At 73.4% G+C, this 22,157-nt stretch carries 21 protein-coding genes; 1 reads left to right on the plus strand and 20 read right to left on the minus strand.

Going from position 1 to position 22,157, the window contains the following annotated elements:
• Positions 1-45: 45 nt before the first annotated feature.
• The 8 genes from ACFHWU_RS05510 to ACFHWU_RS05545 form a co-directional block, all read right to left on the minus strand.
• Positions 46-555 carry an arginine repressor gene (locus tag ACFHWU_RS05510; RefSeq protein WP_416567760.1) on the minus strand — a complete coding sequence of 170 codons (510 nt, stop codon included), beginning with the start codon at positions 553-555 and terminating at the stop codon, positions 46-48.
• On the minus strand, positions 552-1,487 hold the full coding sequence (argF, locus tag ACFHWU_RS05515) for an ornithine carbamoyltransferase (RefSeq protein WP_416589948.1): 936 nt from the start codon (positions 1,485-1,487) through the stop codon (positions 552-554). The genes ACFHWU_RS05510 and argF overlap by 4 nt, the downstream gene beginning before the upstream one ends.
• Entirely contained in the window at positions 1,484-2,704 is a 1,221-nt protein-coding gene (locus ACFHWU_RS05520) for an acetylornithine transaminase (protein ID WP_416589949.1), read from the minus strand. The genes argF and ACFHWU_RS05520 overlap by 4 nt, the downstream gene beginning before the upstream one ends.
• On the minus strand, positions 2,705-3,643 hold the full coding sequence (argB, locus tag ACFHWU_RS05525; protein ID WP_416557054.1) for an acetylglutamate kinase: 939 nt from the start codon (positions 3,641-3,643) through the stop codon (positions 2,705-2,707).
• A complete protein-coding gene (gene argJ, locus ACFHWU_RS05530; protein ID WP_416589950.1) occupies positions 3,640-4,839 on the minus strand; it encodes a bifunctional glutamate N-acetyltransferase/amino-acid acetyltransferase ArgJ in 1,200 nt (399 codons plus the stop codon). Before argJ ends, argB begins: the two co-directional genes overlap by 4 nt.
• Positions 4,836-5,852 (minus strand): N-acetyl-gamma-glutamyl-phosphate reductase, encoded by a 1,017-nt coding sequence (gene argC, locus ACFHWU_RS05535; protein ID WP_416557056.1) that lies wholly within the window; start codon positions 5,850-5,852, stop codon positions 4,836-4,838. Before argC ends, argJ begins: the two co-directional genes overlap by 4 nt.
• A gap of 98 nt (positions 5,853-5,950) precedes the next feature.
• The gene (locus ACFHWU_RS05540) at positions 5,951-6,238 is read right to left on the minus strand and encodes a DUF427 domain-containing protein (RefSeq protein ID WP_416557057.1); all 288 of its coding nucleotides are present in this window, start codon (positions 6,236-6,238) and stop codon (positions 5,951-5,953) included.
• Between the two features lie 133 nt (positions 6,239-6,371).
• Positions 6,372-6,800 (minus strand): hypothetical protein, encoded by a 429-nt coding sequence (locus ACFHWU_RS05545; RefSeq protein WP_416557058.1) that lies wholly within the window; start codon positions 6,798-6,800, stop codon positions 6,372-6,374.
• Between the two features lie 188 nt (positions 6,801-6,988).
• Between ACFHWU_RS05545 and ACFHWU_RS05550 the strand changes: the two genes are divergently transcribed.
• A complete protein-coding gene (locus tag ACFHWU_RS05550; RefSeq protein WP_416589951.1) occupies positions 6,989-8,305 on the plus strand; it encodes an SGNH/GDSL hydrolase family protein in 1,317 nt (438 codons plus the stop codon).
• Positions 8,306-8,383: 78 nt separating this feature from the next.
• Here the strand turns inward: ACFHWU_RS05550 and ACFHWU_RS05555 are convergent, their stop codons facing one another.
• From ACFHWU_RS05555 to ACFHWU_RS05610, 12 genes are all read right to left on the minus strand, one after another.
• The gene (locus tag ACFHWU_RS05555) at positions 8,384-10,963 is read right to left on the minus strand and encodes a phenylalanine--tRNA ligase subunit beta (protein ID WP_416589952.1); all 2,580 of its coding nucleotides are present in this window, start codon (positions 10,961-10,963) and stop codon (positions 8,384-8,386) included.
• A 3-nt stretch (positions 10,964-10,966) separates the two neighbouring features.
• Positions 10,967-12,028: a phenylalanine--tRNA ligase subunit alpha gene (locus ACFHWU_RS05560; protein ID WP_416557060.1), complete on the minus strand. Its 1,062-nt coding sequence runs from the start codon at positions 12,026-12,028 to the stop codon at positions 10,967-10,969.
• Positions 12,029-12,269: 241 nt separating this feature from the next.
• Positions 12,270-13,160: a TrmH family RNA methyltransferase gene (locus ACFHWU_RS05565; protein WP_416589953.1), complete on the minus strand. Its 891-nt coding sequence runs from the start codon at positions 13,158-13,160 to the stop codon at positions 12,270-12,272.
• 47 nt (positions 13,161-13,207) lie between these two features.
• Positions 13,208-13,600 (minus strand): 50S ribosomal protein L20, encoded by a 393-nt coding sequence (gene rplT / locus ACFHWU_RS05570; RefSeq protein ID WP_123601272.1) that lies wholly within the window; start codon positions 13,598-13,600, stop codon positions 13,208-13,210.
• A gap of 31 nt (positions 13,601-13,631) precedes the next feature.
• Positions 13,632-13,826: a 50S ribosomal protein L35 gene (gene rpmI / locus ACFHWU_RS05575; RefSeq protein ID WP_416557062.1), complete on the minus strand. Its 195-nt coding sequence runs from the start codon at positions 13,824-13,826 to the stop codon at positions 13,632-13,634.
• 19 nt (positions 13,827-13,845) lie between these two features.
• Positions 13,846-14,466, minus strand: a complete 621-nt coding sequence (infC, locus tag ACFHWU_RS05580) for a translation initiation factor IF-3 (RefSeq protein WP_123601270.1) — start codon at positions 14,464-14,466, stop codon at positions 13,846-13,848.
• Between the two features lie 400 nt (positions 14,467-14,866).
• On the minus strand, positions 14,867-15,280 hold the full coding sequence (locus ACFHWU_RS05585; RefSeq protein ID WP_416590087.1) for a PH domain-containing protein: 414 nt from the start codon (positions 15,278-15,280) through the stop codon (positions 14,867-14,869).
• A 38-nt stretch (positions 15,281-15,318) separates the two neighbouring features.
• The gene (locus ACFHWU_RS05590) at positions 15,319-16,371 is read right to left on the minus strand and encodes a DMT family transporter (RefSeq protein ID WP_416589954.1); all 1,053 of its coding nucleotides are present in this window, start codon (positions 16,369-16,371) and stop codon (positions 15,319-15,321) included.
• A 54-nt stretch (positions 16,372-16,425) separates the two neighbouring features.
• Positions 16,426-19,623 (minus strand): Ig-like domain-containing protein, encoded by a 3,198-nt coding sequence (locus ACFHWU_RS05595; protein WP_416589955.1) that lies wholly within the window; start codon positions 19,621-19,623, stop codon positions 16,426-16,428.
• Between the two features lie 111 nt (positions 19,624-19,734).
• A complete protein-coding gene (locus ACFHWU_RS05600; protein WP_416589956.1) occupies positions 19,735-21,195 on the minus strand; it encodes a benzaldehyde dehydrogenase in 1,461 nt (486 codons plus the stop codon).
• Positions 21,196-21,325: 130 nt separating this feature from the next.
• Positions 21,326-21,478 (minus strand): hypothetical protein, encoded by a 153-nt coding sequence (locus ACFHWU_RS05605; protein ID WP_416589957.1) that lies wholly within the window; start codon positions 21,476-21,478, stop codon positions 21,326-21,328.
• Entirely contained in the window at positions 21,478-22,074 is a 597-nt protein-coding gene (locus ACFHWU_RS05610; protein WP_416589958.1) for a hypothetical protein, read from the minus strand. The genes ACFHWU_RS05605 and ACFHWU_RS05610 overlap by 1 nt, the downstream gene beginning before the upstream one ends.
• Between the last annotated feature and the right edge of the window lie 83 nt (positions 22,075-22,157).

The following is a 22,157-nucleotide window of genomic DNA, read 5'->3' on the forward strand; positions in this document are numbered from 1 at the left end:
AAATCAGGTGGTGGTCAGGCGGTTCAGCGGGGGTGTTCGGGCCGTTCAGGGGGTGTTCGGGCCGGGCGGGGTGGCGGCCCAGGTGGAGAGCTTTCCGGCCAGGTCGGCACCGCCGGCCGGGCCGCGGGCGACGACCAGGATGGTGTCGTCACCGGCGATGGTGCCGACCACGTCCGGCAGCCCGGACCGGTCCAGCGCGCTGGCCAGGAACTGCGCCGCACCCGGTGGGGTACGCAGCACACAGATGTTGCCGCTGGCGTCGACTCCGGTGAGCAGCTCGTGCAGCAGCCGGACCAGGCGGGCCGGGGCCTGCTCGGCGGGCCGCAGCGTCGGGTTGCCGTCCTCGGGAATCAGGTAGACCGCTGGGCCGCCGTCGCGGCCGCGTACCTTGACCGCGCCGAGTTCCTCCAGGTCCCGCGACAGTGTCGCCTGGGTGACCTGCATACCGTCGCCGGTAAGCAACTCGGCCAGCTCGGTCTGTGACCGGACCGCCCTGGCCCGGATCAGCTCGACGATGCGGGCGTGCCGGGCGGTCCGGGTCGCCGGCCCGGTCACGACGGCCCGTCCTGCTGGCGCAACAGCCAGGTAAGCAGCGCTTTCTGCGCGTGCAGCCGGTTCTCTGCCTGGTCGAACACGGCGCTGCGCGCGCCGTCGAGCACGTCGTCGGTGATCTCCTCACCCCGGTGGGCGGGCAGGCAGTGCAGCACGATCGCCTCCGACGCGGCGGCGTCGAGCAGATCCTGGTTGACCTGGTACGGCCAGAACGGAGTACGCCGGTCCCGCCCGTCGGCCTCCTGGCCCATCGATGTCCAGGTGTCGGTGGCCAGCACGTCGGCGCCGTCGACCGCCTCCTTCGGGTCCCGGATGACCTGCACCGACCCGCCGGTCCAGGCGGCGATCTCCCCGGCCCGGGAAACCACCGACGGGGACGGGTCGTGCCCGGTCGGCCCGGAGACCCGCACATGCATCCCGGCGGTGGCCCCGGCAAGCAGGTAGGAACTCGCCATGTTGTTCGCGGCGTCGCCGACGTACGCCAGGGTCCGTCCGGTGGTGTCGCCGCAGTACTCCCGCACGGTCAGCAGGTCGGCGAGCAGCTGGCAGGGGTGGAACCCGTCGGTGAGCGCGTTGACCACCGGTACGCTCGCCCCTGCCGCGACCTCGGCGAGCCGGTCGTCGCCGAAGGTACGCATCACGATCGCCGACACGTACCGCGACAGCACCCGACCGGCGTCGGCCAGAGTCTCCCCGCGACCGAAATGGGTGGCCTGGGTGTCCACCACGATCGGGTTGCCGCCCAGCTCGGCGATGCCGACGTCGAACGACAGCCGGGTCCGCAGGCTCTGCTTGTCGAACAGCACCGCGACCGAGCGAGGGCCGGCCAGCGGCCGGTGGCCGTACCGGTCCGCCTTCATCGCCGCCGCCAGATCCAGCACCGCCGACTGCTCGGCCGGGCTCAGGTCGTCGTCGCGCAGCAGGTGCCGGATCACGACGCCGCTCCAGTGGTCGCCACGGCATCGGCGACGGCGGTGAGGACCGCCGGCAGCGCGGCCAGGAACTCGTCGACCTGCTCCATGGTGAGAATCAGCGGCGGAGCCAGCCGGATCAGATCCGGCTGGGCCGGATTGACCAGGAACCCGGCGTCGCGCAGCCCGGCCGCGACCGCGGCCGAGACCGGCGCGGTGAGCACCACGCCGAGCAGCAGACCGGCACCCCGAACCCCGGCGATCAGCGGGTGGCCGAGCGACTCGACGCCCCGGCGCAGTTGCTCGCCGACCCGCTTGACGTGGTCGAGCAGCCCTTCGGCGGCGATGGTGCGCAGCACGGCGAGGGCGGCGGCGCAGCAGACCGGATTGCCGCCGAAGGTGCTGCCGTGACTGCCCGGGGTGAGCAGCGCGGCCGGAGTGCCCACGCCACCGACCTGGGTGTCAGCGAAGGCGATGCAGGCACCGATCGGCAGCCCGCCGCCGAGACCCTTCGCCAGGGTGACGACGTCCGGGGTGATCCCGTCGGCCTGGTGGGCGAACCAGTGGCCGGTCCGTCCCACCCCGGTCTGCACCTCGTCGAGGGTGAGCAGGGCACCGTGCCGGCTGGTGATCTCCCGGGCGGCGGCCAGGTAGCCCGGCGGGGGCACCACCACGCCGGCCTCACCCTGGATCGGTTCCAGGATCACCATGGCGGTGCGGTCGGTGACGGCGGCGGCGAGCGCCTCGGCGTCGCCGTACGGCACGTGGGTGACCTCGCCGGGCAGCGGCCGAAACGGGTCGGCCTTGGCCGGCTGCCCGGTCAGGGCCAGGGCCCCCATGGTCCGCCCGTGGAAGCCTTCGTGGGTGGCGACGACGTGGGTCCGACCGGTACGCCGGGACAGTTTGAACGCGGCTTCGACCGCCTCGGCCCCGGAGTTGCAGAAGAAGACGGCGCCGGGGCGTCCGGTGAGGGCGAGCAGCAGTTCGGCCAGGGCCACCGGCGGTTCGGCGACGTAGAGGTTCGAGACGTGTCCGAGGGTCCCGATCTGCCGGCTGACGGCCTCGACGACCGCCGGGTGCGCGTGTCCGAGCGAGTTGACCGCGATGCCGCCCAACAGGTCGAGGTAGCGTCGGCCGTCCTCAGCGACGACAGTCGTGCCCTCGCCGCGCACCAGCGCCAGCGGCGGTGTGCCGTAGTTGTCCATCAACGATGCGGACCAGCGGTCCCGCAGCGACGCCATTCAGGACTCCCCGTCGTTCGTCGGATCGGTGACCATGGTGCCGAAGCCCTCCGAGGTGAAGACCTCCAGCAGGGTGGAGTGGGCTACCCGGCCGTCAACCACGTGCGCGGCGGGCACCCCGCCGCGTACCGCCCGCAGGCACGCCTCCATCTTCGGCACCATGCCGGCGGCCAGGGTGGGCAGCAGGCCGGCCAGGTCGTCGGCGGTGATCCGGCTGATCAGGCTGCCGGTGTCGGGCCAGTCGGCGTACAGGCCGGGCACGTCGGTGAGCACGACCAGCTTGCGGGCCCGCAGTGCGACGGCCAGCGCGGCGGCGGCCGTGTCGGCGTTGAGGTTGTGTAGTACGCCGTCGACGTCGGGTGCGACCGTGGAGATCACCGGAATCCGGCCGGCCGAGATGATGTCGGCGACCGCCGACGGGTTGACCGTGTCGACGTCGCCGACCTGGCCAACATCGACCGGTTCGCCGTCGACCCAGGCGGGGCGGCGGACGGCGGTGAACAGGTGGGCGTCCTCGCCGGACAGCCCGACGGCGTAGGGCCCGTGCTCGTTGATCAGGCCGACGAGTTCCCGGCCGACCTGGCCGACGAGCACCATCCGGACGACGTCCATCGCCTCCGGGGTGGTGACCCGCAGGCCGCCCTTGAACTCGCTGGCGATGCCGAGCCGGCGCAGCATGCTGGAGATCTGCGGGCCGCCGCCGTGCACCACGACCGGTCGGATGCCGGCGTACCGCAGGAACACCATGTCGGCGGCGAAGGCCCGCTGCAGCTGCGGGTCGATCATCGCGTTGCCACCGTACTTGACGATTACCGTGGCCCCGTGGAAGCGGGCCAGCCAGGGCAGCGCCTCGATCAGGGTGGCGGCCTTGGCCTGGGCGAGGCTGAGATCGCGGCTCAGCGTGCTGTGCGGCGCGGTCGGCCGGGTGGTGTCGGTCATGTCGAGTACGCCGAGTTCTCGTGCACGTACGCGTGCGACAGATCGTTGGTCCAGATGGTCGCGGTGGCGGCACCGGCGTGCAGGTCGATCCGGATGTGCACCTGCCGGCCGGTGAGGTCGACCTGGTCGCGGGGTGCGGCGGCGGCCCCGTCCCGGCAGATCCACACGTCGTTGATCGCCACGTCGAGCTGGTCGGGGTCGAACACCGCGCTGGTGGTGCCGACCGCCGCGAGGATCCGTCCCCAGTTGGGGTCGTTGCCGAACAGCGCCGTCTTGACCAGGTTGTTGCGGGCCACCGCCCGGCCGACCTGCACCGCGTCGGTCTCGCTGGCCGCGCCGACCACCTCGATGGCGACCTCCTTGCTGGCGCCTTCGGCGTCGGCGATCAGTTGCCGGGCCAGGTCGGCGCAGGCGGCGGTGACCGCGGCGGTCAGCTCCCCGGCCGACGGGGTGACCCCGGAGGCACCGCTGGCCAGCAGCAGCACCGTGTCGTTGGTGGACAGGCAGCCGTCGGAGTCGACCCGGTCAAAGGTGGTGCGGCAGGCTTCGCGCAGAGCGGCGTCGAGGTCGGCGGGGTCGGCGAGCGCGTCGGTGGTCAGTACGCAGAGCATCGTCGCCATGGACGGGGCGAGCATGCCCGCGCCCTTGGCCATCCCGCCGACCCGCCAGGCCGGTCCGGCGGCGCCAGCCGGTCCGCTGGCGACGACGGTGGTCTTCGGCCGGGTGTCGGTCGTCATGATCGCCTCGGCGGCGGCCGGTCCGGCGTCGTCGGCCAGCCCGGCGACCGCCGCCGTCACCCCGGCGAGCAGCTTGTCCATCGGCAGCCGTTCGCCGATCAGCCCGGTCGAGCAGACCGCGACCTCACCGGCGCCGACGTCGGTGCCAGTGCCAGTGCCAGTGCCGGACAGTGTCGCGGCGACGTGTTCGGCGGTGGCGTGGCTGTCCTGGAAGCCGCCCGGCCCGGTGCAGGCGTTGGCTCCGCCGGAGTTGAGCACCACCGCGCGCAGCTTGCCGGCGCGCAGGACCTGCCGGCTCCACCGCACCGGCGCGGCCTGCACCCGGTTGGCGGTGAACACCCCGGCGGCGGCCGTGGCCGGTCCGTCGTTGACGACCAGGGCGACGTCGGCGGCGCCGCCGCTCTTCAGCCCGGCGGCCACCCCGGCCGCCCGGAACCCGTTCGGCGCGGTCACCGTCATGGCGCGACCCCAAGAGCAGTCAGGCCGGTGGTCTCCGGCAGACCGAGCATCAGGTTGGCGCACTGTAGTGCCTGACCAGCGGCGCCCTTGCCGAGGTTGTCGATGGCGCTGGTCACGATCACCCGTCCCGAGTCGACGTCGGTGGTCACCTGCAGCTGGCAGGCGTTGGATCCGAGGGTCGCGGCGGTGACCGGCCAACTACCGGCGGGCAACAGGCGCACGAACGGCTCGTCGGCGTACGCGGCGGTCAGCGCCTCGCGCGCGGCGGCGGCCGGGTCGGCGGCGGTGTCGGCCGGGCGGGCCGTGACCGTGGCCAGGATGCCGCGCGGCATCGGAGCCAGCACCGGGGTGAAGGACAGGCTGGTCGCGCCGGTGGCCTGCTTGATCTCCGGGACGTGCTGGTGGGCGCCGACCTTGTACGGTGACAGGCTGCCCATCACCTCACTGGCCAGCAGGTGGGTCTTGGCGGACCGACCGGCACCGGAGGTACCACTGGCAGCGACCACCACGACGTCGTCCGGGGCGACCACTCCGGCGGCGATCAGCGGCGCGAGCGCCAGCGTGGTGGCGACCGCGTAGCAACCGGTTGCCGCGACCCGGTCGGCGGCGGCGACCCGGTCCCGCTGGCCGGACAGTTCCGGTAGGCCGTACGTCCATGCGCCGGTGTGCTGGCCGCCGTAGTAGCGGGACCAGGCTGCGGCGTCGGCGAGCCGGTGGTCGGCACCGAGATCGACGACCTTGACGTCGGCCGGCAGGGTGGCGGCGAGCGCGGCCGACTCGCCGTGCGGCAAGGCCAGGAAGACCAGGTCCGCGGCGGCCAGGTCGGCCGGATCGGTGGCGACGAACACCAGGTCGAGGCCGGCCAGATGCGGATGTACGGCGGCGACCGGCGCACCGGCCCGGCTGTGCGCCATGGCGGCGACCAGGTCCAGCTCGGGGTGCCCGGCGATCAGCCGCAGCAGCTCTCCCCCGGCGTACCCGCTCGCGCCGGCGACGGCGACCCGGATGCCCATACCCACCTCCGCATATCTATGCAGAGGACGGTATCAGGATGCATCCGAGCCGACAAGACCCTGTCCACCTGCCTGTCAGGTGCCCGCCGATCCGCCCGTCAGGTGTCGACGACCTCCACGTCGCGCCAGAAGGCGACCCGGTCGCGGACCATGTCGGCCGCCGGCAGCGGTTCCGGGTAGTACCAGACCGCGTCGGCGCTGCGCTGACCATCGCGCTCCAACGAGTAGTAGGACGCGTCGCCCTTCCATGGGCAGTGGGTGTGGGTGTCCGACTCACGCACCAGGTCGTCACGCAGCGACGACCGGGGAAAGTAGTGGTTTCCCTCGACGACGACCGTATCGTCGCTCTCGGCGATCACGAGTCCGTTCCAGATGGCCTTCGGCATACTGCCAGAGTAGCCACCACGCCTGTCGCGCATGGCTGTCGCGCAGCGGACAGTTCGACCACCGGCGCCCATCGTCCGCTATGGTCGGCGCACCCGCTACCGGCCGACCCGCCAGCGGGGAACCCGGGCCGCGCTATCCGGACGGTGTCACACCGAGCAGGATGAGCAAACCGGAGACGGCGCCCAGGAGCACGGCGACGAAGCCCAGCCCTTCCCGGACGTGACGGGTCACGATGGGAACCCGGCTCGGCGGCAATCCGGCGGCTGCGCCACCCTGCCGGGTGCCGGTCCGGGCCCGTGGCTGCGCGCCGAGCAGCCGCTCGATCTTGTCGAGGCGGTGCAGGTGACAGCCGATCAGCAGACCCGACCCCAGGTAGGGGCAGCCCCCGTCACGCCACAGCGACTCACCGCAGCGCGCCGGTACGGCCAGGACCGCGTACGGCAGCCCGACGGTGAGCGTGAGAAACCAGCCCCAGTGCGCCTGACCACTGACGAAGGCAGCGACGGCCGCCACGGCGATCGAGGCGCTGGCGGCAAGGCGTGTCCTGCGCCATCGAGGCATCGTCCGATCCTAGTCGGAGGGTCGACCGGGCCCACCCCTGGCCCGGCTTTGAACCCGGCTCTGGACCCGCCAGCCGGGCTCGGGGCGCGCTCGGCGACGGACCGCGCAGGCACCGCCCAGATAGATATGCCTCTATCATTATCGGTCGACCCGGTGACCCGCCGGCTCGACCGAGGAGGAGGTGGGGCGTGCGTCCCAAGGAGAATCACACCGGCCCGGCGGCCCTGGCCCGGCGTCGCACCCGATCAGCCGGCACGGCGGCCCTGGCCGGCGTCGCGGTCCTGGCAGTCACCGTGACGTCGGCGTTGGCCGCGACCACCGGGGACACCGCCTCCACCAGCCCTGCCGGCCCCGACCGACACCCGGCCACCTGGGTCGCCGCCTGGGCGCCCAGCCCGGTCGAGGGCAGCACCATCCCCTGGTCGGACTGCCCGGCCGGAGACGGGCTGACCAACCAGACGGTACGCAACGTCGCCTTCGTCAGCGCCGGTGGCCGGGCCGTCCGGGTACGGATCACCAACACGTTCGGCAGCCGGGAGCTGACCGTCGGCCGAGCCTCGGTCGCCGTGCAGCACGCCGGCGCGACCGCCGTGCCCGGCTCGATGCGTGAGCTGAGCTTCGGCGGTAGCCACGAGGTCACCGTCGCCGCTGGCGGTCGGGCGCTGAGCGACCCGGTCCCGCTGCGGGTCGCCGCGCTGAGCACCCTGCTGGTCAGTGTGTACGTACCGGAGCCGACCGGACCGGTGACCAACCATCCGTTCACCGCCCAGGGCAACCATCTTGCGGCCGGTGACCGGGCCGCCGCACCGACCGCCGACGGGTACGCCGACACGCCATGCTGGATGCTGGTCGACGGAATCGACGTGCAGGCCGGTCCCCGGGTCGTCGGCTCCGTGGTCGCGCTCGGCGACTCGATCACCGACACCGGCAACACCACCGGCAACGCCAACCGGCGCTGGCCCGATTACCTGGCCCGTCGCCTGCACGACCAGCGCGGGCCCACCCTGTCGGTGGTCAACGCCGGACTCGGCGGCAACCGGCTACTCGCCCCACGTGACGGGGAACCGTACTGGGGGGTGCCGGCGCTGGCTCGGCTGGAACGCGACGTCTACGCGCAGACCGGGGTCCGGGCGGTGATCCTACTGGAGGGCACCAACGACATCGGCTACAGCGCCCCGGTCGCCGACATCATCACCGGCTACCGGCAGGTGATCGCGCAGACCCGGGCCCAGGGGCTGCCGATCCTCGGCGGCACCGTGCCACCGTTCGGTGGCTCCTTCCTGGACACTCCCGAGCGGCAGGAAATCTGGCGCGACGTCAACCACTGGATCCGCACCAGCGGCGCCTTCGACGGGGTGATCGACTTCGCGGCGGCGCTGGCCGACCCGGCCGACCCGACCCGGCTGGCTACCGCCTACGACAGCGGTGACCACCTGCATCCCAACGATGACGGCTGCGCGGCGATGGCCGACGCCGTCGACCTCGCCGCGCTGCTGCGGCGCTGACACCGGTCACCGGTGGTCCCGGCGCCGGTCCGCCGTGTCGTCACGGCGGACCGGCGCCGGGACCCGGTGTCGGTCGGGTCAGGCGCCGCGCAGCGTGGCCCCGAGCCGTGACGCGGCCTCGGCGACCGCCGCGTCGCGGGCCGCCACCGCCTCCTCCACGGTCAGCGTGCGGTCCGGGGCGCGGAACACCAACTTGTACGCCAGTGACCTGCGCCCGGCGCCAACTTGCTCGCCGGCGTACACGTCGAAGAGCCGGACCGATTCGAGCAGCTCGCCGGCACCGGCCACCAGCGCGGCGCGGACCTGCGCTGCCGGGGTGGCCTCGTCGACGACCAGCGCCACGTCGATCAACGCCGGTGGGAAGCTGGAGAAGTCCGGTGCCGGCACGACCGGGGCCGGCGGCACCGCGTCCAGATCCAGCTCCATCGCACAGGTACGCCGGGGCAGTTCCAGCGCGGCGACCGCCGCCGGGTGCAGCTCCCCGGCGTGGCCGACCACCACCCCGTCGACGAGCAGTTCGGCGCAGCGGCCGGGATGCCAGGGCGCGTACTCGCCGGCGCGGACCTCGACCCGGTCGGCCGGGACACCGGCGGCGTCGAGCACGACCCGGCCGGCCTCGACGGCGTCGGCCCAGCTGGCCGGCCGGCCGGCGCCCCACCAGCCGCCCGGGGAGACGTCACCGGCGAGCACCACCGCCACGTGCCACGGCTGGTGCGGTACAGCGGCGTCGGCGGCCGCGAACACCTCGTCGGCGGGGCGGTCGTCGACCCCCATCGGCGGCGGTGCGGCGGCACCCGGCCGGGGTTTGAACACCACGCCGATCTCGTAGAGGGCGACGTCGCGCTGACCCCGGCCGATGTTGCGCCGCAGCGTCGCCAGCAACGGCGGCAGCAGGCTGGTCCGCAGCAGCGGGTCGGTGTCAGCCAGCGGGTTGGCCAGCCGGACCGCGTCGCGGCGCGGGTCGTCGGCGGGCAGCCCCAGGTCGTCGGCGACCTGCGGGGAGACGAACGGGTAGCAGAGCGCCTCGACGTGACCGGTCTCGGCCAGCGCCCGCGCCACCGACCGGCGGCGGCGTTGGCCGGCGGTGAGCCCCCGGCCGGCCGGGGCGGGCGGCAGGGCGCTCGGCACGTTGTCGTAGCCGTCGAGCCGGACCACCTCTTCGACCAGGTCGGCCGGGTCGGTCAGGTCGGGCCGCCAGCTCGGCGGGCCGACGACCAGCGGCGCCGTACCGTCGTCGGCTGCCGACGCCGCCGAGGTGGCGGTGGCCACGCCGGTGGCGACGACGCTGGCGCTGGCCGCCCCGGCGGTCAACCCGGTGGCGACGGTGCAGCCGACCGCCTCCAGCAGGTCGACTACCCGCTGCGGCGGGTACGCCACCCCGACCCGGCGGCTGGGCAGCCCGGCGTCGAGGACGATCGGGGCCGGCGGGGCGACGTGGTCGATGTCAAGAATCTCCGCGCCGGCGGAGCCGCCGGCGTGTTCGGTGAGCAGTGCGACGGCGCGGTCGATGGCGACCAGCGGCAGCGCCGGGTCGACGCCGCGTTCCCACCGTTTGGCGGCCTCGCTGAACAGCTTGTGCCGACGGGCGGTACGCCCGACCATCACCGGATCCCAGTGCGCGGCCTCGAACAGCACGTCGCGGGTGCCGGGCACCACCTCGCTGGTCTCGCCGCCCATCACCGCGGCGAGCGAGATCGGTCCGGTGTCGTCGCAGATCACCATGTCCTCGGCGTCGAGAACCCGGGCCACCCCGTCCAGGGTGGTCAGCCTCTCCCCCGCGACGGCGCGACGGACCACCAGCGGCCCGGCGAGCCGGTCGGCGTCGAAGGCATGCATCGGCTGGCCGAGTTCGAGCATCAGGTAGTTGGTGATGTCGACGGCGAGGCCGATGCTGCGTACCCCGGCGGTGGTCAGCCGGCGGGCCATCCAGGCCGGCGTCGGCGCGGTCGGGTCGATGCCGCGGACCATCCGGGCGGCGAACCGGTCGCAGCCGACGGTGTCGCGGACCTCGACCGGGTAGGCCGGGGTGTCGGTGGCGCCGGGTGCGTCGATCGCGGCCGGGTCCCGCCACGGTACGCCGAGCGCCTGGGCGAGTTCCCGGGCGATGCCGCGCACCGACATGGCGTACCCCCGGTCGGGGGTGATCTCGACCTCGACCACGACGTCGTCGAGGCCGACGACGGGCCGGGCGTCGTCGCCCGGCGCGGCGGTGACGTCCGGGGTCAGCACGATGATGCCGGCGTGGTCGTCGCTGACGCCCAGCTCCCGGGCGGAGCAGATCATGCCGTTGGAGTTGCGCCCGTAGGTTTTGCGAGCACCGATGGCGAACCCGCCGGGCAGCACCCCGCCGGGCAGGATGACGACGACCTTGTCGCCGGGGGCGAAGTTGGTGGCGCCGCAGACGATCTCCTGCGGCTCACCGGTGCCGTTGGCGGTGCCCACGTCGACCCGGCAGAACCGGATCGGCTTCTTGAAGCCGGTGAGTTCCTCGATTTCGCGGACCTCGCCGACGACGAGGGAGCCGGTGACGGTGCCGGCCAGGTCGACGATGGACTCGACCTCCAGGCCGAGCCCGACCAGGGCGTCTTCGAGCTGCTGTGGTGTCAGGTCGGCCGGCAGGTCGACGTGTTCGCGCAGCCAGGAAAGTGCGATCCGCATGTCTCAGACCTCCATCCCGAACGCGCGGGTGAACCGCACGTCGCCTTCCACCATGTCGCGCATGTCGCTGATGCCGTGGCGGAACATCAGGGTGCGTTCGATGCCCATACCGAACGCGAATCCGGAGTAGACCTCCGGGTCGATGCCGCAGGCGCGCAGTACCCGGGGGTTGACCATGCCGCAGCCGCCCCATTCGACCCACCGTGGCCCGTCGCGGTGCTGCGGGAACCAGACGTCGAACTCGGCGGACGGCTCGGTGAACGGGAAGTAGTGCGGCCGCCAGCGGGTCCGGGCGGCGGCGCCGAACATCGCCCGGGCGAAGTGGTCCAGGGTGCCCTTGAGGTGCGCCATGGTGATACCCCGGTCGACGACGAGCCCCTCGACCTGGTGGAACACCGGGGTGTGGGTGGCGTCGAGTTCGTCGGTGCGGTAGACCCGCCCCGGGCAGACCACGTAGATCGGCGGGGTGCGGGTCAGCATGGTCCGGGCCTGCACCGGTGAGGTGTGGGTACGCAGCACCAGGCCGGGCAGGTCAAGGTGGAAGGTGTCCATCAGCCCGCGTGCCGGGTGGTCGGGGCTGATGTTGAGCGCGTCGAAGTTGGTCCACTCCAGCTCGGCCTCGGGGCCTTCGGCGATCTCGTAGCCCATCCCGACGAACAGTTCACCGATGCGTTCCATCAGGGTGGTCAGCGGGTGCCGGGCGCCGCGCGGGCGGCGGTCGTACGGCAGGGTGACGTCGACGCGTTCCTCGGCAAGCACCCGCCGGGCCCGCTCGGCTTCGAGTTCGCCGCGCCGGGCGTCGTACGCGGTCTGCACCGCGGTACGCGCCTCGTTGACCCGCTTGCCGGCGTCGGCCTTGGCGGCCGGCGGCAGCGCGCCGATTTCCCGGCGGGCCAGCGAGATCGGGGCGCGGTCGCCGAGGTGCTGGGGTCGCAGCGCGGTCAACGCGTCCAGGTCGGCGGCGGCGGCGAACGCCTCTTCGGCGTCAGCGACCGCACCGGTGAGCGCGGCCGGGTCGAGCAGCGCGACCTGCTTCGGATCGTATGGGTCGTTGCGGTAGGTCATGACGTGCGGGCACTCCCTCGCGGCGTGCGGTCACCGGGGCCGATGACCGGCAAGAGTCTACGGACGCGCGGCGCTGCCGCAGCCCGCCGGTAGGGTGCGCAGGCAGGAAGGGTCGGTCAGCCCTGCCGCCCGCCGGAACCGGCGGGCCGGGTAAACAGCCGATGAGGTGGCACACCGCAGCCGGGCCGCCGGTCGCGGCGCGTCGGCTGGTCGTCGACGCGCGCCGGGTAGCTGCGGACGCTCATCGCGTGGGCCTTCCTGCGCGCTGTGCTCTGGCCGAAGTGTACAGGCAGACGGCTGCGGCGGCAGCCAGGTTCAAGCTCTCGGCGCGGCCGTACAGCGGCACCCGGACCCGGGCGTCGGCCCGGTCGGCCAGCTCGGCCGGCAGGCCGTGCGCCTCGGTGCCGAACAGCCAGGCGGTCGGCGCGGCCAGCGCGCCCGAATCGGCGAGGTCGTCGAGGTCGGTGTCGCCGTGGCCGGTGGTGGCGAGCACCCGCAGGCCGGCGGCGCGCAGCTCGCTGACGACGTGTGCCGGGTCGCCGTGGCGGACCACGTCAACGTGGAACAGGCTGCCGGCGCTGGCCCGCACGCACTTGCCGTTGTACGGGTCGACGGCGGCGCCGGCGAAGACGACGGCGCCGGCGCCGGCGCCGGCGGCGGTGCGCAGCACGGTGCCGGCATTGCCCGGGTCGCGGATCTCGACCAGCACGGCGGCCAGCGCGGGCCGGCGGCGCAGCGCGCCGCCGAGGGTGACGTCGAGGTGGTCGCAGACGGCGACGACGCCCTGCGGGTTGACGGTCTCGGCCAGCGCGGTGAGCGCCGCGTCGTCGACGGTGGAGACGTCGATGCCGGCGCTGGCCGCCGCGACGGCCAGGTCGGTGTGCCGGGTACGACCGGCGGCGGTGGCGAACATCTCGCGGACCAGGCCGGGCACGGCGAGCGCCTCCCGGACGGCCTGCGGGCCTTCGGCGAGGAAACGCCGCGTCGCGTCGCGGTCGCGGCGCCGGTGCAGCCGCCGGGCGGCCACGATCCGGGGGGTACGAGTGGTGAACGTCGGCTGCCGGTCGTCGGCCCCGCCGGTGGTGGTGGCCGGGACACAGTCGAGGCGCCCGGCTGGCCGTGGTGCGGTCATGCCGGACGCCTCGATTCGTGCCATATGCGGGTCAGGGTCGCGCCGGTTCAGGCGGCCTGGGCCGCCGCGCCGCCGGTGCCTTCGGCGGCGACCGCCGTGCGGGCCACCTCCACCAGGGCGGCGAACGCGGTGGCGTCGTTGACCGCCAGGTCCGCGAGGACCTTGCGGTCGACCTCGACGCCGGCCAGCTTGAGGCCCTGGATGAGGCGGTTGTAGGTCATCCCGTTGGCGCGGGCCGCCGCGTTGATCCGGGTGATCCACAGCTGCCGGAAGTCGCCCTTGCGGTCGCGGCGGTCCCGGTAGGCGTACTGCATCGAGTGCAGCACCTGCTCCTTAGCCTTGCGGTACAGCCGGGACCGCTGGCCCCGGTAGCCGCTGGCATCCTCCAGCAGGGTACGGCGCTTCTTCTGGGCGTTGACGGACCGCTTGACGCGTGCCATTTCACCTACTCCTTCGGGTCAGTGGCGCGCGTCAGCGGCCGAGCAGCTTCTTGATGCGCTTGACGTCGGCCGGCGACACCTCGACGGTGCCGGTGAGCCGGCGGGTCCGAGTGGAGGACTTGCCCTCCAGCAGGTGGCGCTTCCCCGCCTGCTCGGCCAGGATCTTGCCACGGCCGGTCACCTTGACCCGCTTGCCCATACCGGTGTGGCTCTTCATCTTTGGCATGTGTCGCGTCTCTCCCCTGTCACTCGCCGGTGTTCCCGGCGGGTCCGGCCGTGGCGGCCGGTGGTGGTGCCTCAACGGCACCGGATTCCCGGTCCCGGGAGGCTCCGCCGCCCCGGGCCGCCGTCGCGGCGGCCGCAGCGGCCTTGGTGGCCCGGTGCGGGGCCAACACCATGATCATGTTCCGGCCGTCCTGCTTCGGTGCGGCCTCGACGTACCCCAGGTCGGAGATCTCCGATTCGAGCCGGCGCAGCAGCCGGTAGCCCAGCTCCGGCCGGCTCTGTTCCCGGCCCCGGAACATGATCGTGACCTTGACCTTGTCTCCGGCCTTGAGGAACCGCACCACGTGACCCTTTTTGGTCTCGTAGTCGTGCGGGTCGATCTTGGGCCGGAGCTTCATTTCCTTGATGACGGTCTGCTGCTGGTTACGCCGCGCTTCGCGCGCCTTGAGTGCGCTCTCGTACTTGAACTTGCCGAAGTCCATGAGTTTGCACACCGGCGGGCGCGCCATCGGCGCAACCTCAACCAGGTCCAGGTCGACGTCCGCGGCCAGCTGCAGGGCGCGCTCCAGCGGGACGATGCCCACCTGCTCACCCTCAGGGCCGACCAGTCGGACCTCACGTGCCCGGATCTGCTCGTTCACGCGTGGTTCGACGCTGATGGGGCCTCCTCGAGTCGGTAATCTCCGTGGTGCCGTCGCACCCCGGGCCGGCCCCCGGTTGGGGACGCCCCGGGAAAGCAGAAGGCCCTGGCACATGCCAGGGCCTGCTCGACCGGTCGGTGACGCCGTCGACGGCGTCGGCTCGGTGGCGGACGGACCGCCAACGGGAGACCGGACCCGCCCGCTGGATGATGGTCCGCGGTACAGGTGGGAGCAGGCGCTCCGCTTTCGCGACTACCTCCGCCCGGCTGCCGGCTCGCGCCGGCGCCGCCGGTCGAGGGCAGCGTGGTCGACGCGGCAAGCCTATCAGGCTCCGGTCGTAGCCGTACGCCCGGTCCGGTGTCAACAACCGGTGCCGGCCAACGGCGGTCGGCCCGCAGCGTCAGCCGGCGGTGGTCGCCGCGCGGCCCGCAGCGTGCAGCCGGCGCAACGCCCGGACCGCCTCGACGGCGTGCTCCCGGTCGACGGACTGCAGCGCCAGCACCGGCACCAGCTCGTCATCGGCCAACTCCAGGCTGGCCCAGGCGGCGTCCCGGTCGAAGCGGACCGCCGTGACCAGCGACCACGGCAGCTGGTAGGTGCGCAGTACGTTGCGCACCCGTACCCCGTCGGCGTCGGCTTCGACCCGGGGCCGGGTGAACAGCAGGATCACGGCCGCCCCCACCAGGCCGAGACCGATCATGGCGGCCTGGTCGCCACGTTGGAAGCTGCCCATGTTCGCGCCGGTGGACCCCTGCAGGCCGAAACTGACCGCGGTGAAGACCAGCAGCAGCGCGGCGGCCAGCGACCAGCACATCACCCGCAGCCGGCGGGCACGCACCACCAGCGGGCCGGTCAACTCGGCGGTCGGGTAGGTCGGCTCGTCTGCCACCCGGTAAAGTCTGCCACCGCACCGTCGCGGCCGACCGGCCGGGACCGGCGGGCACCCCGGCCGGACACCAGCACCGCGACGATGATCAGCGCGGCACCGGCGATCAGACCCGGGCTGACGCCGGGACCGCCGGGGACCAGGACGTCGATCAGCAGCGCCCCGACGAGCTGACCGGCGACCACTCCGAGCCCGGTCCGCAGCACCCCGACCGACCGGACCCCGACCAACAGCGCCACCACGATGCAGACGCCGAACAGCCCACCGAGGTAGAGGTACCACTCGCCCGGCCACGCCCGGCCGGCCGCCGCCCGGTAGCCACCGAGCAGGCCGGCCGCGACCAGCACCAACGGCGTGCTGACCACGAAGTTCGCCACCGTGCCCATTGCGGTGGTGCTGGCCGCCGAGACCCGCCCGTTGAGCGCCGACTGGACCGACACCGCCAGCCCGCCGGCCATCGCCAGCGCGATCACCCCGACCGCGAGCTGCCCGACCGGCCGGCCGACCTGGGCCACCACCACCGCGCCGATGCCGAGCAGCGCCCCGACCAGCCGGGGCCCGGTGACGGCGAGCCGGCCGGCCGGGGCCAGCCCGACCCGATCCACCGCCAGGCCGCCGAGGCTGTTCCCGGCGACCTGGGCGATGGTCAGCACCGCCACCCCGAGCACCGGCACCGCGTAGGCGGCGGCGGTGACGAAGAATGCCCCGCCGACCCCGCCGAGGTAGGTCCACCAGGGCAGCCGGGCGGCCCGCAGGGTCCGCAACCCGGCGCGCATCGACGGCAGGAGCAGCAGCCCGACGGCGACCAGCAGCGATCCACCGATGTTGTTGACCACCGCTCCGATGGCGGCGCTGCCCATCCGGGCACCGAGTTCAGCGTTGACCGCGCTCTGCGACGCGGACGCCACCCCGCCGAGCCCGGCGACGGCCAGCGCCAGCCAGGGCGGCAGCACCCCGGCGAGGCGGCGCGGGGTCCGCTGGGGCGGATTGCTGGCCGGCGTGGGGTCCGATGGTGTCACCCGGTCACTCTGACAGCCGGCCACGACGGTGCCTGCGACGGCCCGCTCGGGTTGTCACGTGAAGTCGATCCGGTAGGTCCGGGTCCGGGTGCCGTCCTCGCCGGTGACCTCCACGGTGGCGGCCCGGCCTTGCGCGTCCGCCTGGGTCACCGTGATCTCGGCGTACGGGTCGACGGCGGTCGCGGTGACGTGCGGCAGCTGCGGGCCGGCCGGTACGGCGTACCGCGTCGTCGCCGGATCGAAGCCGGCCAGCGGTACCCCGTCGAGCGCGATCGCGGCGGCGTCCGCCTGCGCGGACGTCCCCGGCACCGCCACGGCGACCTCGATCTCACTGAGGGTGATGTGCCGGTCCGGGTACGCGGTGAGGATGATCCGCACCGCGTCGGTGACGGCCGTGACCGGCACCTCGACCACCGGCGCGGTGGGGGTGCCGGTGGGTACGTCCACCGGTCCGCCGGCGTCGGCCCAGTCACCGTGGGCGTCGCGGACCTGGGCCCGCAGACTGCTGGCGTAGCTGTCCGAGCCGTCGCGGTAGAAGTGCACGGCCACCCGGGCGACGGAGTGTTCCCGGGGCAGGGTCACGGTGAGCGTGTCGGTGGGGTTCTTGGCCCCCGGCCGCCAGTTGGACCAGGCCTTGTCGGTGCGGTTGCCGTTGGTCAGACCCACGGTCGAGTAGCCCGGCTCGGTGAAGGTGGCGTCGATGCCGCTGACCGCGGTCGTCGCCTCGACCGGCGGGGTGACCTGGACCCGGACCGTAGCGGGCAGCTCCGCACCGTCGCCGGCGTCGGCCCGGCCGGTGACGGTGACCACCCCGGGCTGGTCGAACGCGCCGGGCGGCGCGGCGTCCCACCGCACCGGGCGGTCGACGGCGAGGCCCTGGCTGGACAGCGCGGTGACCGTCGCCGGCAGGTCCGGCCGGCCGCCGACAAACGCCTTCGCGCGGGCCGGTTCGGTGGCGGTGAGCGTGTCGACGACGACGCTGGCACGGGCGAGGTGGGTGCGGCCCTGCGCGTCGGTGACCCGACCGGTGACGGGGACGGTACCGGGCTGCTTCCACCGCGCCGGGGCGACGTCGCGCCAGGTCACCGGGAGCGGGCCGCCGGGGCCGTCGCGGTGCAGCGCGACGACGGTCGCCGGCAGCGTCGGCGCGGTGCCGGGCGTGGTGAACAGGTCGACCGGTTCCAGCCCGACGACCTTTTCGTCGAGGATCCGCCAGCGCTGGTTGGCGCCGGAGTTCGGCAGCCAGACGGAGACCGCAGCCCCGTCGTGGGTGGCCTGCCCGCTGACGTCGAGCAGCCGGCCGGTGGCAACGTTGACGAAGGTGTACGTCCCGTCGCCGGTGGTGGACAGCATCCACTGGGCGGCCGGGGCGGGCTCGCCGTCGGCCGGCACGATCGCGGCGGCGGCGGCGTCGACGACGGCGAGGCGGCGCTGTCCGTCGACGGTGCCGACCGCGTACCGGGCCTGGTTGTCGAAGCCGTCGGTCAACCGGGTGAGCTGCCACAGTTGGGCGGGATCGTGCGGCGTGCCGGTGCGGATGACCGGCGCGTCGCCGGCCGGGGTGAGCGACCGGCCGCTGGGCACACCGTCGATCCGGTAGACGTGGTTGTCCCGGATCAGGGTCTCGTCGAGCAGCACGCCGGAGACGCCGTCGATCAGGAAGGTGGTCACCGACCGGGCCGGCACGTCGAGGCGGGCGGTGCGGTCGGTGACGGCCACCGGGGTGCCGGGGCGCAGCGCTCCGGCGGCGCTGGTGACGACCGGAGTGACGGTGGCGTCGGGCGCGACGACGCGGAACGCCGACAGGTCCAGTGCCACGGTACGGGCGTCGGTGCTCGCGTTGACGTGCACCACGGTGGCCCGTTTGCCGGTGGCGATGGCGGCGACGCTGTTCGGGTCGTCGACGGCCATCAGCCGGTCACCGGGGCGGATGTGGTGGGTGAAGTTGCGCAGCGTGTCGAACTTGGTGTTGGTGTAGATCGGGCAGGTCTGCAGTGTGTCGGCGGCGGTGCAGTCGAACGGCACCTGGATGCTGCCCCAGTTGGAGCCGAGCGGAAACTCGCCGCCGGGCGCCATGTTGTCGTAGTCCTCGACCGGCTGCCACAGCACCCAGGCCGACGGCTCCAGCTCCCGCAGATCGTCGACGACGTGCTGGGCGATGCCCAGACCGGGCAGCATGCTGGTGAAGTCCTGCCCGCCGCTGCCGTACGAGCCCTCCACCTCGCTCATCCACAGTGGTTTACCTTCGGCCTTGGCGACGTCGCGCACGGCGGTGCGCTGCCCGGTGCCGTAGGTGTGCACGTTGAGCTGCGCGATCCGGTCGCGTGCGTCGGTGCCGTAGGCGTGCCAGTTGGTCAGGAAGGTGCCCGGGTTGGTCTCGTCCATCGCCGAGATCACGGTGTCGCTGCCGGCGGCCCGCAGTGCGGCGTCCACCGCCTCGATCACCTGCTGCTGGCTGGTCGGACCGGCGTGGGCGCCCTCCTGGCGACCACCGACCGGCTGGCCGTCCGGGCCGAGCCGGGTCGACCAGTACGGCGTGTTCGGTTCGTTGAGCGGGTCGATGGTGGCGACGTCGATGCCGTGGGACCGCTCCAGGTGTTCGGTGACCCGCACCAGATAGGTGGCGAAGTCGTTAACAGTGTCCGGGCGGATCTGGTCGGCCGTGGCGTCGAAGCCGCCGGAGACGTAGCCGCTGATCGTCTGGAACCACGGTGGCGAGTTGCTGAACGTCTCCCAGTGGGTGACGTCGGCTTTGATCCGGTCGACCCACCAGCGTTGCGCAGGGTCGGCGGCCCAGTTCCAGTGCGTCGGGTCGTCCGGGTCCCACCAGTCGCGGTCGTCGCGGGTGGTGCCGTCCGGGGCCTGCCACCAGCCGGGTACGGCACCGCCGGGTCGCAGGTAGTCGGGCACGTCCGGGGCGTTGCCGCCGCCGATGTTGTACCGGGCGATGTTGAGGTTCAGCCCGTCATCGCCGAAGAGCAGTTCGGCGAGCCGGTCACGGATCTCGTCGGGGTAGCCGCCGGTGGCGTTGGCGAACCAGACCAGGCTGGTGCCCCAGCCCTGGAACTGCTGCCCCCGGTAGGCCGGGTCGGGTCGGACGGTGACCACCGGGGCCGGGGCGTCGGCGACGGGACCGGGTGTGCCGGCGCGGGCGACTCCGGTGGCGGGATCCCCGACGGCCGCGACACTGGCGGCGAGGACGAGGGCGCACAGCGCGGCACCGGGTCGGCGGGCCGGCTTGAGTCCTGGCACGGTGGACGGCCTCCTTCGGCGTACGATCAGGGCCGATGTTTACGTAAACATCGGCCCTGATCGTGGCACCGCCCGCCCAGTAGCGTCAACCCGGGCCCGCGCGAGCCGGGATCAGAACGGGAAGCGGCTGATGCCGCCCTGCATGGTGAGCCACTGGGTCTCGGTGAACGCCTCGATGTTGGCGGCCGGTCCACCGAACCGGCTGCCGGTGCCGGAGGCGCCCACGCCGCCGAACGGCGCCACCGCCTCGTCGTCGACGGTCTGGTCGTTGATGTGCACGATGCCGCTGGGGATCCGGTCGGCCAGCGCCATCGCCTTCATCACGTTCCGGCTCAGGATGCCCAGCGAGAGGCCGTACTCGGTGTCGCCGGCCATCGCGACCGCCTGGTCCAGGTCGGCGAAGGTCGCCACCGGCGCGACCGGGCCGAACACCTCCTGAGCGAACGCCGGGGTGGTCGGGTTGGCGTCGGCCAGCACCGTCGGCCGGTAGAACAGCTCGTCGTAGGTACCGCCGGCCGCCAACCGGGCCCCGGCGTCGACGCTGGCCGTGACCAGCGAGTGGATCTTGTCCCGCTGATGCTCGTCGATGATCGGGCCGAGCGCCACCTGCGCCGCCGCCGGATCCCCGACCGGCAGGTGGTCGGCCTTGGCCGCCAACTGCTCGACGTACCGGTCGGCGATCCGCTCGTGCACCAGGTGCCGGCCGGTGGCCATGCAGATCTGCCCCTGGTGCAGGAACGACCCCCAGGCGCCGGCCGAGGCGGCGAGATCCAGGTCGGCGTCGTCGAGCACGATCAACGCCGAGTTGCCGCCCAGCTCCAGGTGGGCACGCTTGAGATGGCGGGCGGCGGCCTCGCCCACCTTGCGCCCGGCGGCAGTGGAGCCGGTGAAGCTGACCACCCGGACCCGGGGGTCGACGATCAACGCCTCGCCGACGGCCGCCCCACCGGGCAGCACGTGCAGCAGCCCGTCGGGCAGGCCCGCCTCCTGGAAGATCCGGGCGATCGACACCCCGCCGCAGACCGCCGTACGCGGATCGGGCTTGAACACCACCGCGTTGCCCAACGCCAGGGCCGGCGCGATGGACCGGATGGACAGGATCAGCGGGAAGTTGAACGGTGCGATGACGCCGACCACTCCGACCGGCAGCCGGCGCGCCAAACTCAGCCGGGGCTGGCCGCTGGCCAGGATCTCACCGGTCGGGTGCGACGGCAGGGTGGCCGCCTCGTAGCACTCCTGGGCGGCGGTGGTGGTCTCCACCTCGGCCTTCGGCGGCACCGACCCGGCCTCGCGGATCAACCAGCCACCGATGTCGTCGGCGTACTGCTCGAACAGCTGACCGGCCCGGCGCAGCACGGCGGCCCGCTCCAGGTAGCTGGTGGCGGCCCAGTCGCGCTGCGCCTGCGCGGCCCGGACGCAGGCCCGCGTCACGTCGTCGGCGTTGCCGACACCGACCCGGCCGATCTCCTGCCGGGTGGCCGGTGAGGTGACGACCCTGGTGCCGCCGGCCGCCTCAGTCCAGCCGTCGCTGAAGATCATGCCGTGCCACGTCGTCGTGTCGAGTAGTGCCATGAGGAACCTCCAGCCGGTCGGAATCCGAATCCTCCATACCTTCCCGCACCAGCACCGAATCCACCTCAGGAACCGGCGTCACCCGTACGAGGAGTTGAGCCGCGACCGGACACGACGACGGCGAGCAGGATCAGTGCCGCGCCGACCAGCATGCCGGCACCGTCGAGGGCCCGCCCGGGACGAGCACGTCGATCAGCAGCGCGCAGACGAGCTGCCCGCCGAGTACGGCCAGCCCGGTCCGCAGCACGCCCACCGACCGGACCCCGACCAGCAGGCCGATCATCACCAGCACCCCGAACAGGCCGCCCAGGTAGAGGAACCACTCCCCCGGCCAGCCGCCGCGCGTCGCGGCGCCGACCGCGCCGAGCAGCGCCGCCGTCCCAGCACGAACGGGGTGGCGACAGCGAAGTTGACCACCGTGGCGGCGGTGGTGGAGCTGGCCGCGGCGACCCGCCCGTTGAGCGCCGACTGCACCGCGACCGCGAGTCCGGCGACGACCGCGACGGCGACCAGCCCGACCGCCAGCTGTCCGACCGGGCGGCCGAGCTGGGCGACCGCGACCGCGACGACACCGAGCACCGCCCCGGCGACCCGGGGACCGCTGACCGCGAGCCGGCCCGCCGGAGCCAGCCCGAGGGCGATCAGCGACGAGCCGACGATGTTATTGATGATCGCGCCGACCGGTGCGCTGCCCATCCGGGTGCCGAGTTCGGCGGTGACCGCGCTCTGCGACGCGGACGCCACCCCACCGACCCCGGCGACGACCAGCGCCGGCCAGGGCGGCAGGACCCCGGCCGCCGAGGGCACCGACGCTGGCCCGGCCGCCGCTGGGCGCGGCGGCACCGCCGCAGCCGGCTTGGGGTGGGCTGGTGAACGCACCCGCCCACTCTCACAGTCCACCGGGTCGGTGTCTGTGAGCGAGATCGCCAGATGGCGGTCCGCCGGATCCGGTCCCCGGTGGC

The sequence above is a fragment of the Micromonospora sp. LOL_015 genome, from assembly GCF_048060275.1.
GTDB lineage: Bacteria > Actinomycetota > Actinomycetes > Mycobacteriales > Micromonosporaceae > Micromonospora_E.

What these genes read in the sequence shown, in the direction of transcription:
- rpmI (WP_416557062.1), bottom strand. Translation starts at nt 13,826, where the DNA reads ATGCCAAAGATGAAGAGCCACACCGGTATGGGCAAGCGGGTCAAGGTG.
- ACFHWU_RS05565 (WP_416589953.1), bottom strand. Translation starts at nt 13,160, where the DNA reads ATGACCGCACCACGGCCAGCCGGGCGCCTCGACTGTGTCCCGGCCACC.
- ACFHWU_RS05585 (WP_416590087.1), bottom strand. Translation starts at nt 15,280, where the DNA reads ATGTGCTGGTCGCTGGCCGCCGCGCTGCTGCTGGTCTTCACCGCGGTC.
- argC (WP_416557056.1), bottom strand. Translation starts at nt 5,852, where the DNA reads ATGGGCATCCGGGTCGCCGTCGCCGGCGCGAGCGGGTACGCCGGGGGA.
- ACFHWU_RS05560 (WP_416557060.1), bottom strand. Translation starts at nt 12,028, where the DNA reads ATGACCTACCGCAACGACCCATACGATCCGAAGCAGGTCGCGCTGCTC.
- argB (WP_416557054.1), bottom strand. Translation starts at nt 3,643, where the DNA reads ATGACCGACACCACCCGGCCGACCGCGCCGCACAGCACGCTGAGCCGC.
- argJ (WP_416589950.1), bottom strand. Translation starts at nt 4,839, where the DNA reads ATGACGGTGACCGCGCCGAACGGGTTCCGGGCGGCCGGGGTGGCCGCC.
- ACFHWU_RS05555 (WP_416589952.1), bottom strand. Translation starts at nt 10,963, where the DNA reads ATGCGGATCGCACTTTCCTGGCTGCGCGAACACGTCGACCTGCCGGCC.
- ACFHWU_RS05605 (WP_416589957.1), bottom strand. Translation starts at nt 21,478, where the DNA reads ATGATCGGCCTGCTGGTCGGGGTCCGGTCGGTGGGCGTGCTGCGGACC.
- ACFHWU_RS05545 (WP_416557058.1), bottom strand. Translation starts at nt 6,800, where the DNA reads ATGCCTCGATGGCGCAGGACACGCCTTGCCGCCAGCGCCTCGATCGCC.
- rplT (WP_123601272.1), bottom strand. Translation starts at nt 13,600, where the DNA reads ATGGCACGCGTCAAGCGGTCCGTCAACGCCCAGAAGAAGCGCCGTACC.
- ACFHWU_RS05540 (WP_416557057.1), bottom strand. Translation starts at nt 6,238, where the DNA reads ATGCCGAAGGCCATCTGGAACGGACTCGTGATCGCCGAGAGCGACGAT.
- ACFHWU_RS05600 (WP_416589956.1), bottom strand. Translation starts at nt 21,195, where the DNA reads ATGGCACTACTCGACACGACGACGTGGCACGGCATGATCTTCAGCGAC.
- ACFHWU_RS05520 (WP_416589949.1), bottom strand. Translation starts at nt 2,704, where the DNA reads ATGGCGTCGCTGCGGGACCGCTGGTCCGCATCGTTGATGGACAACTAC.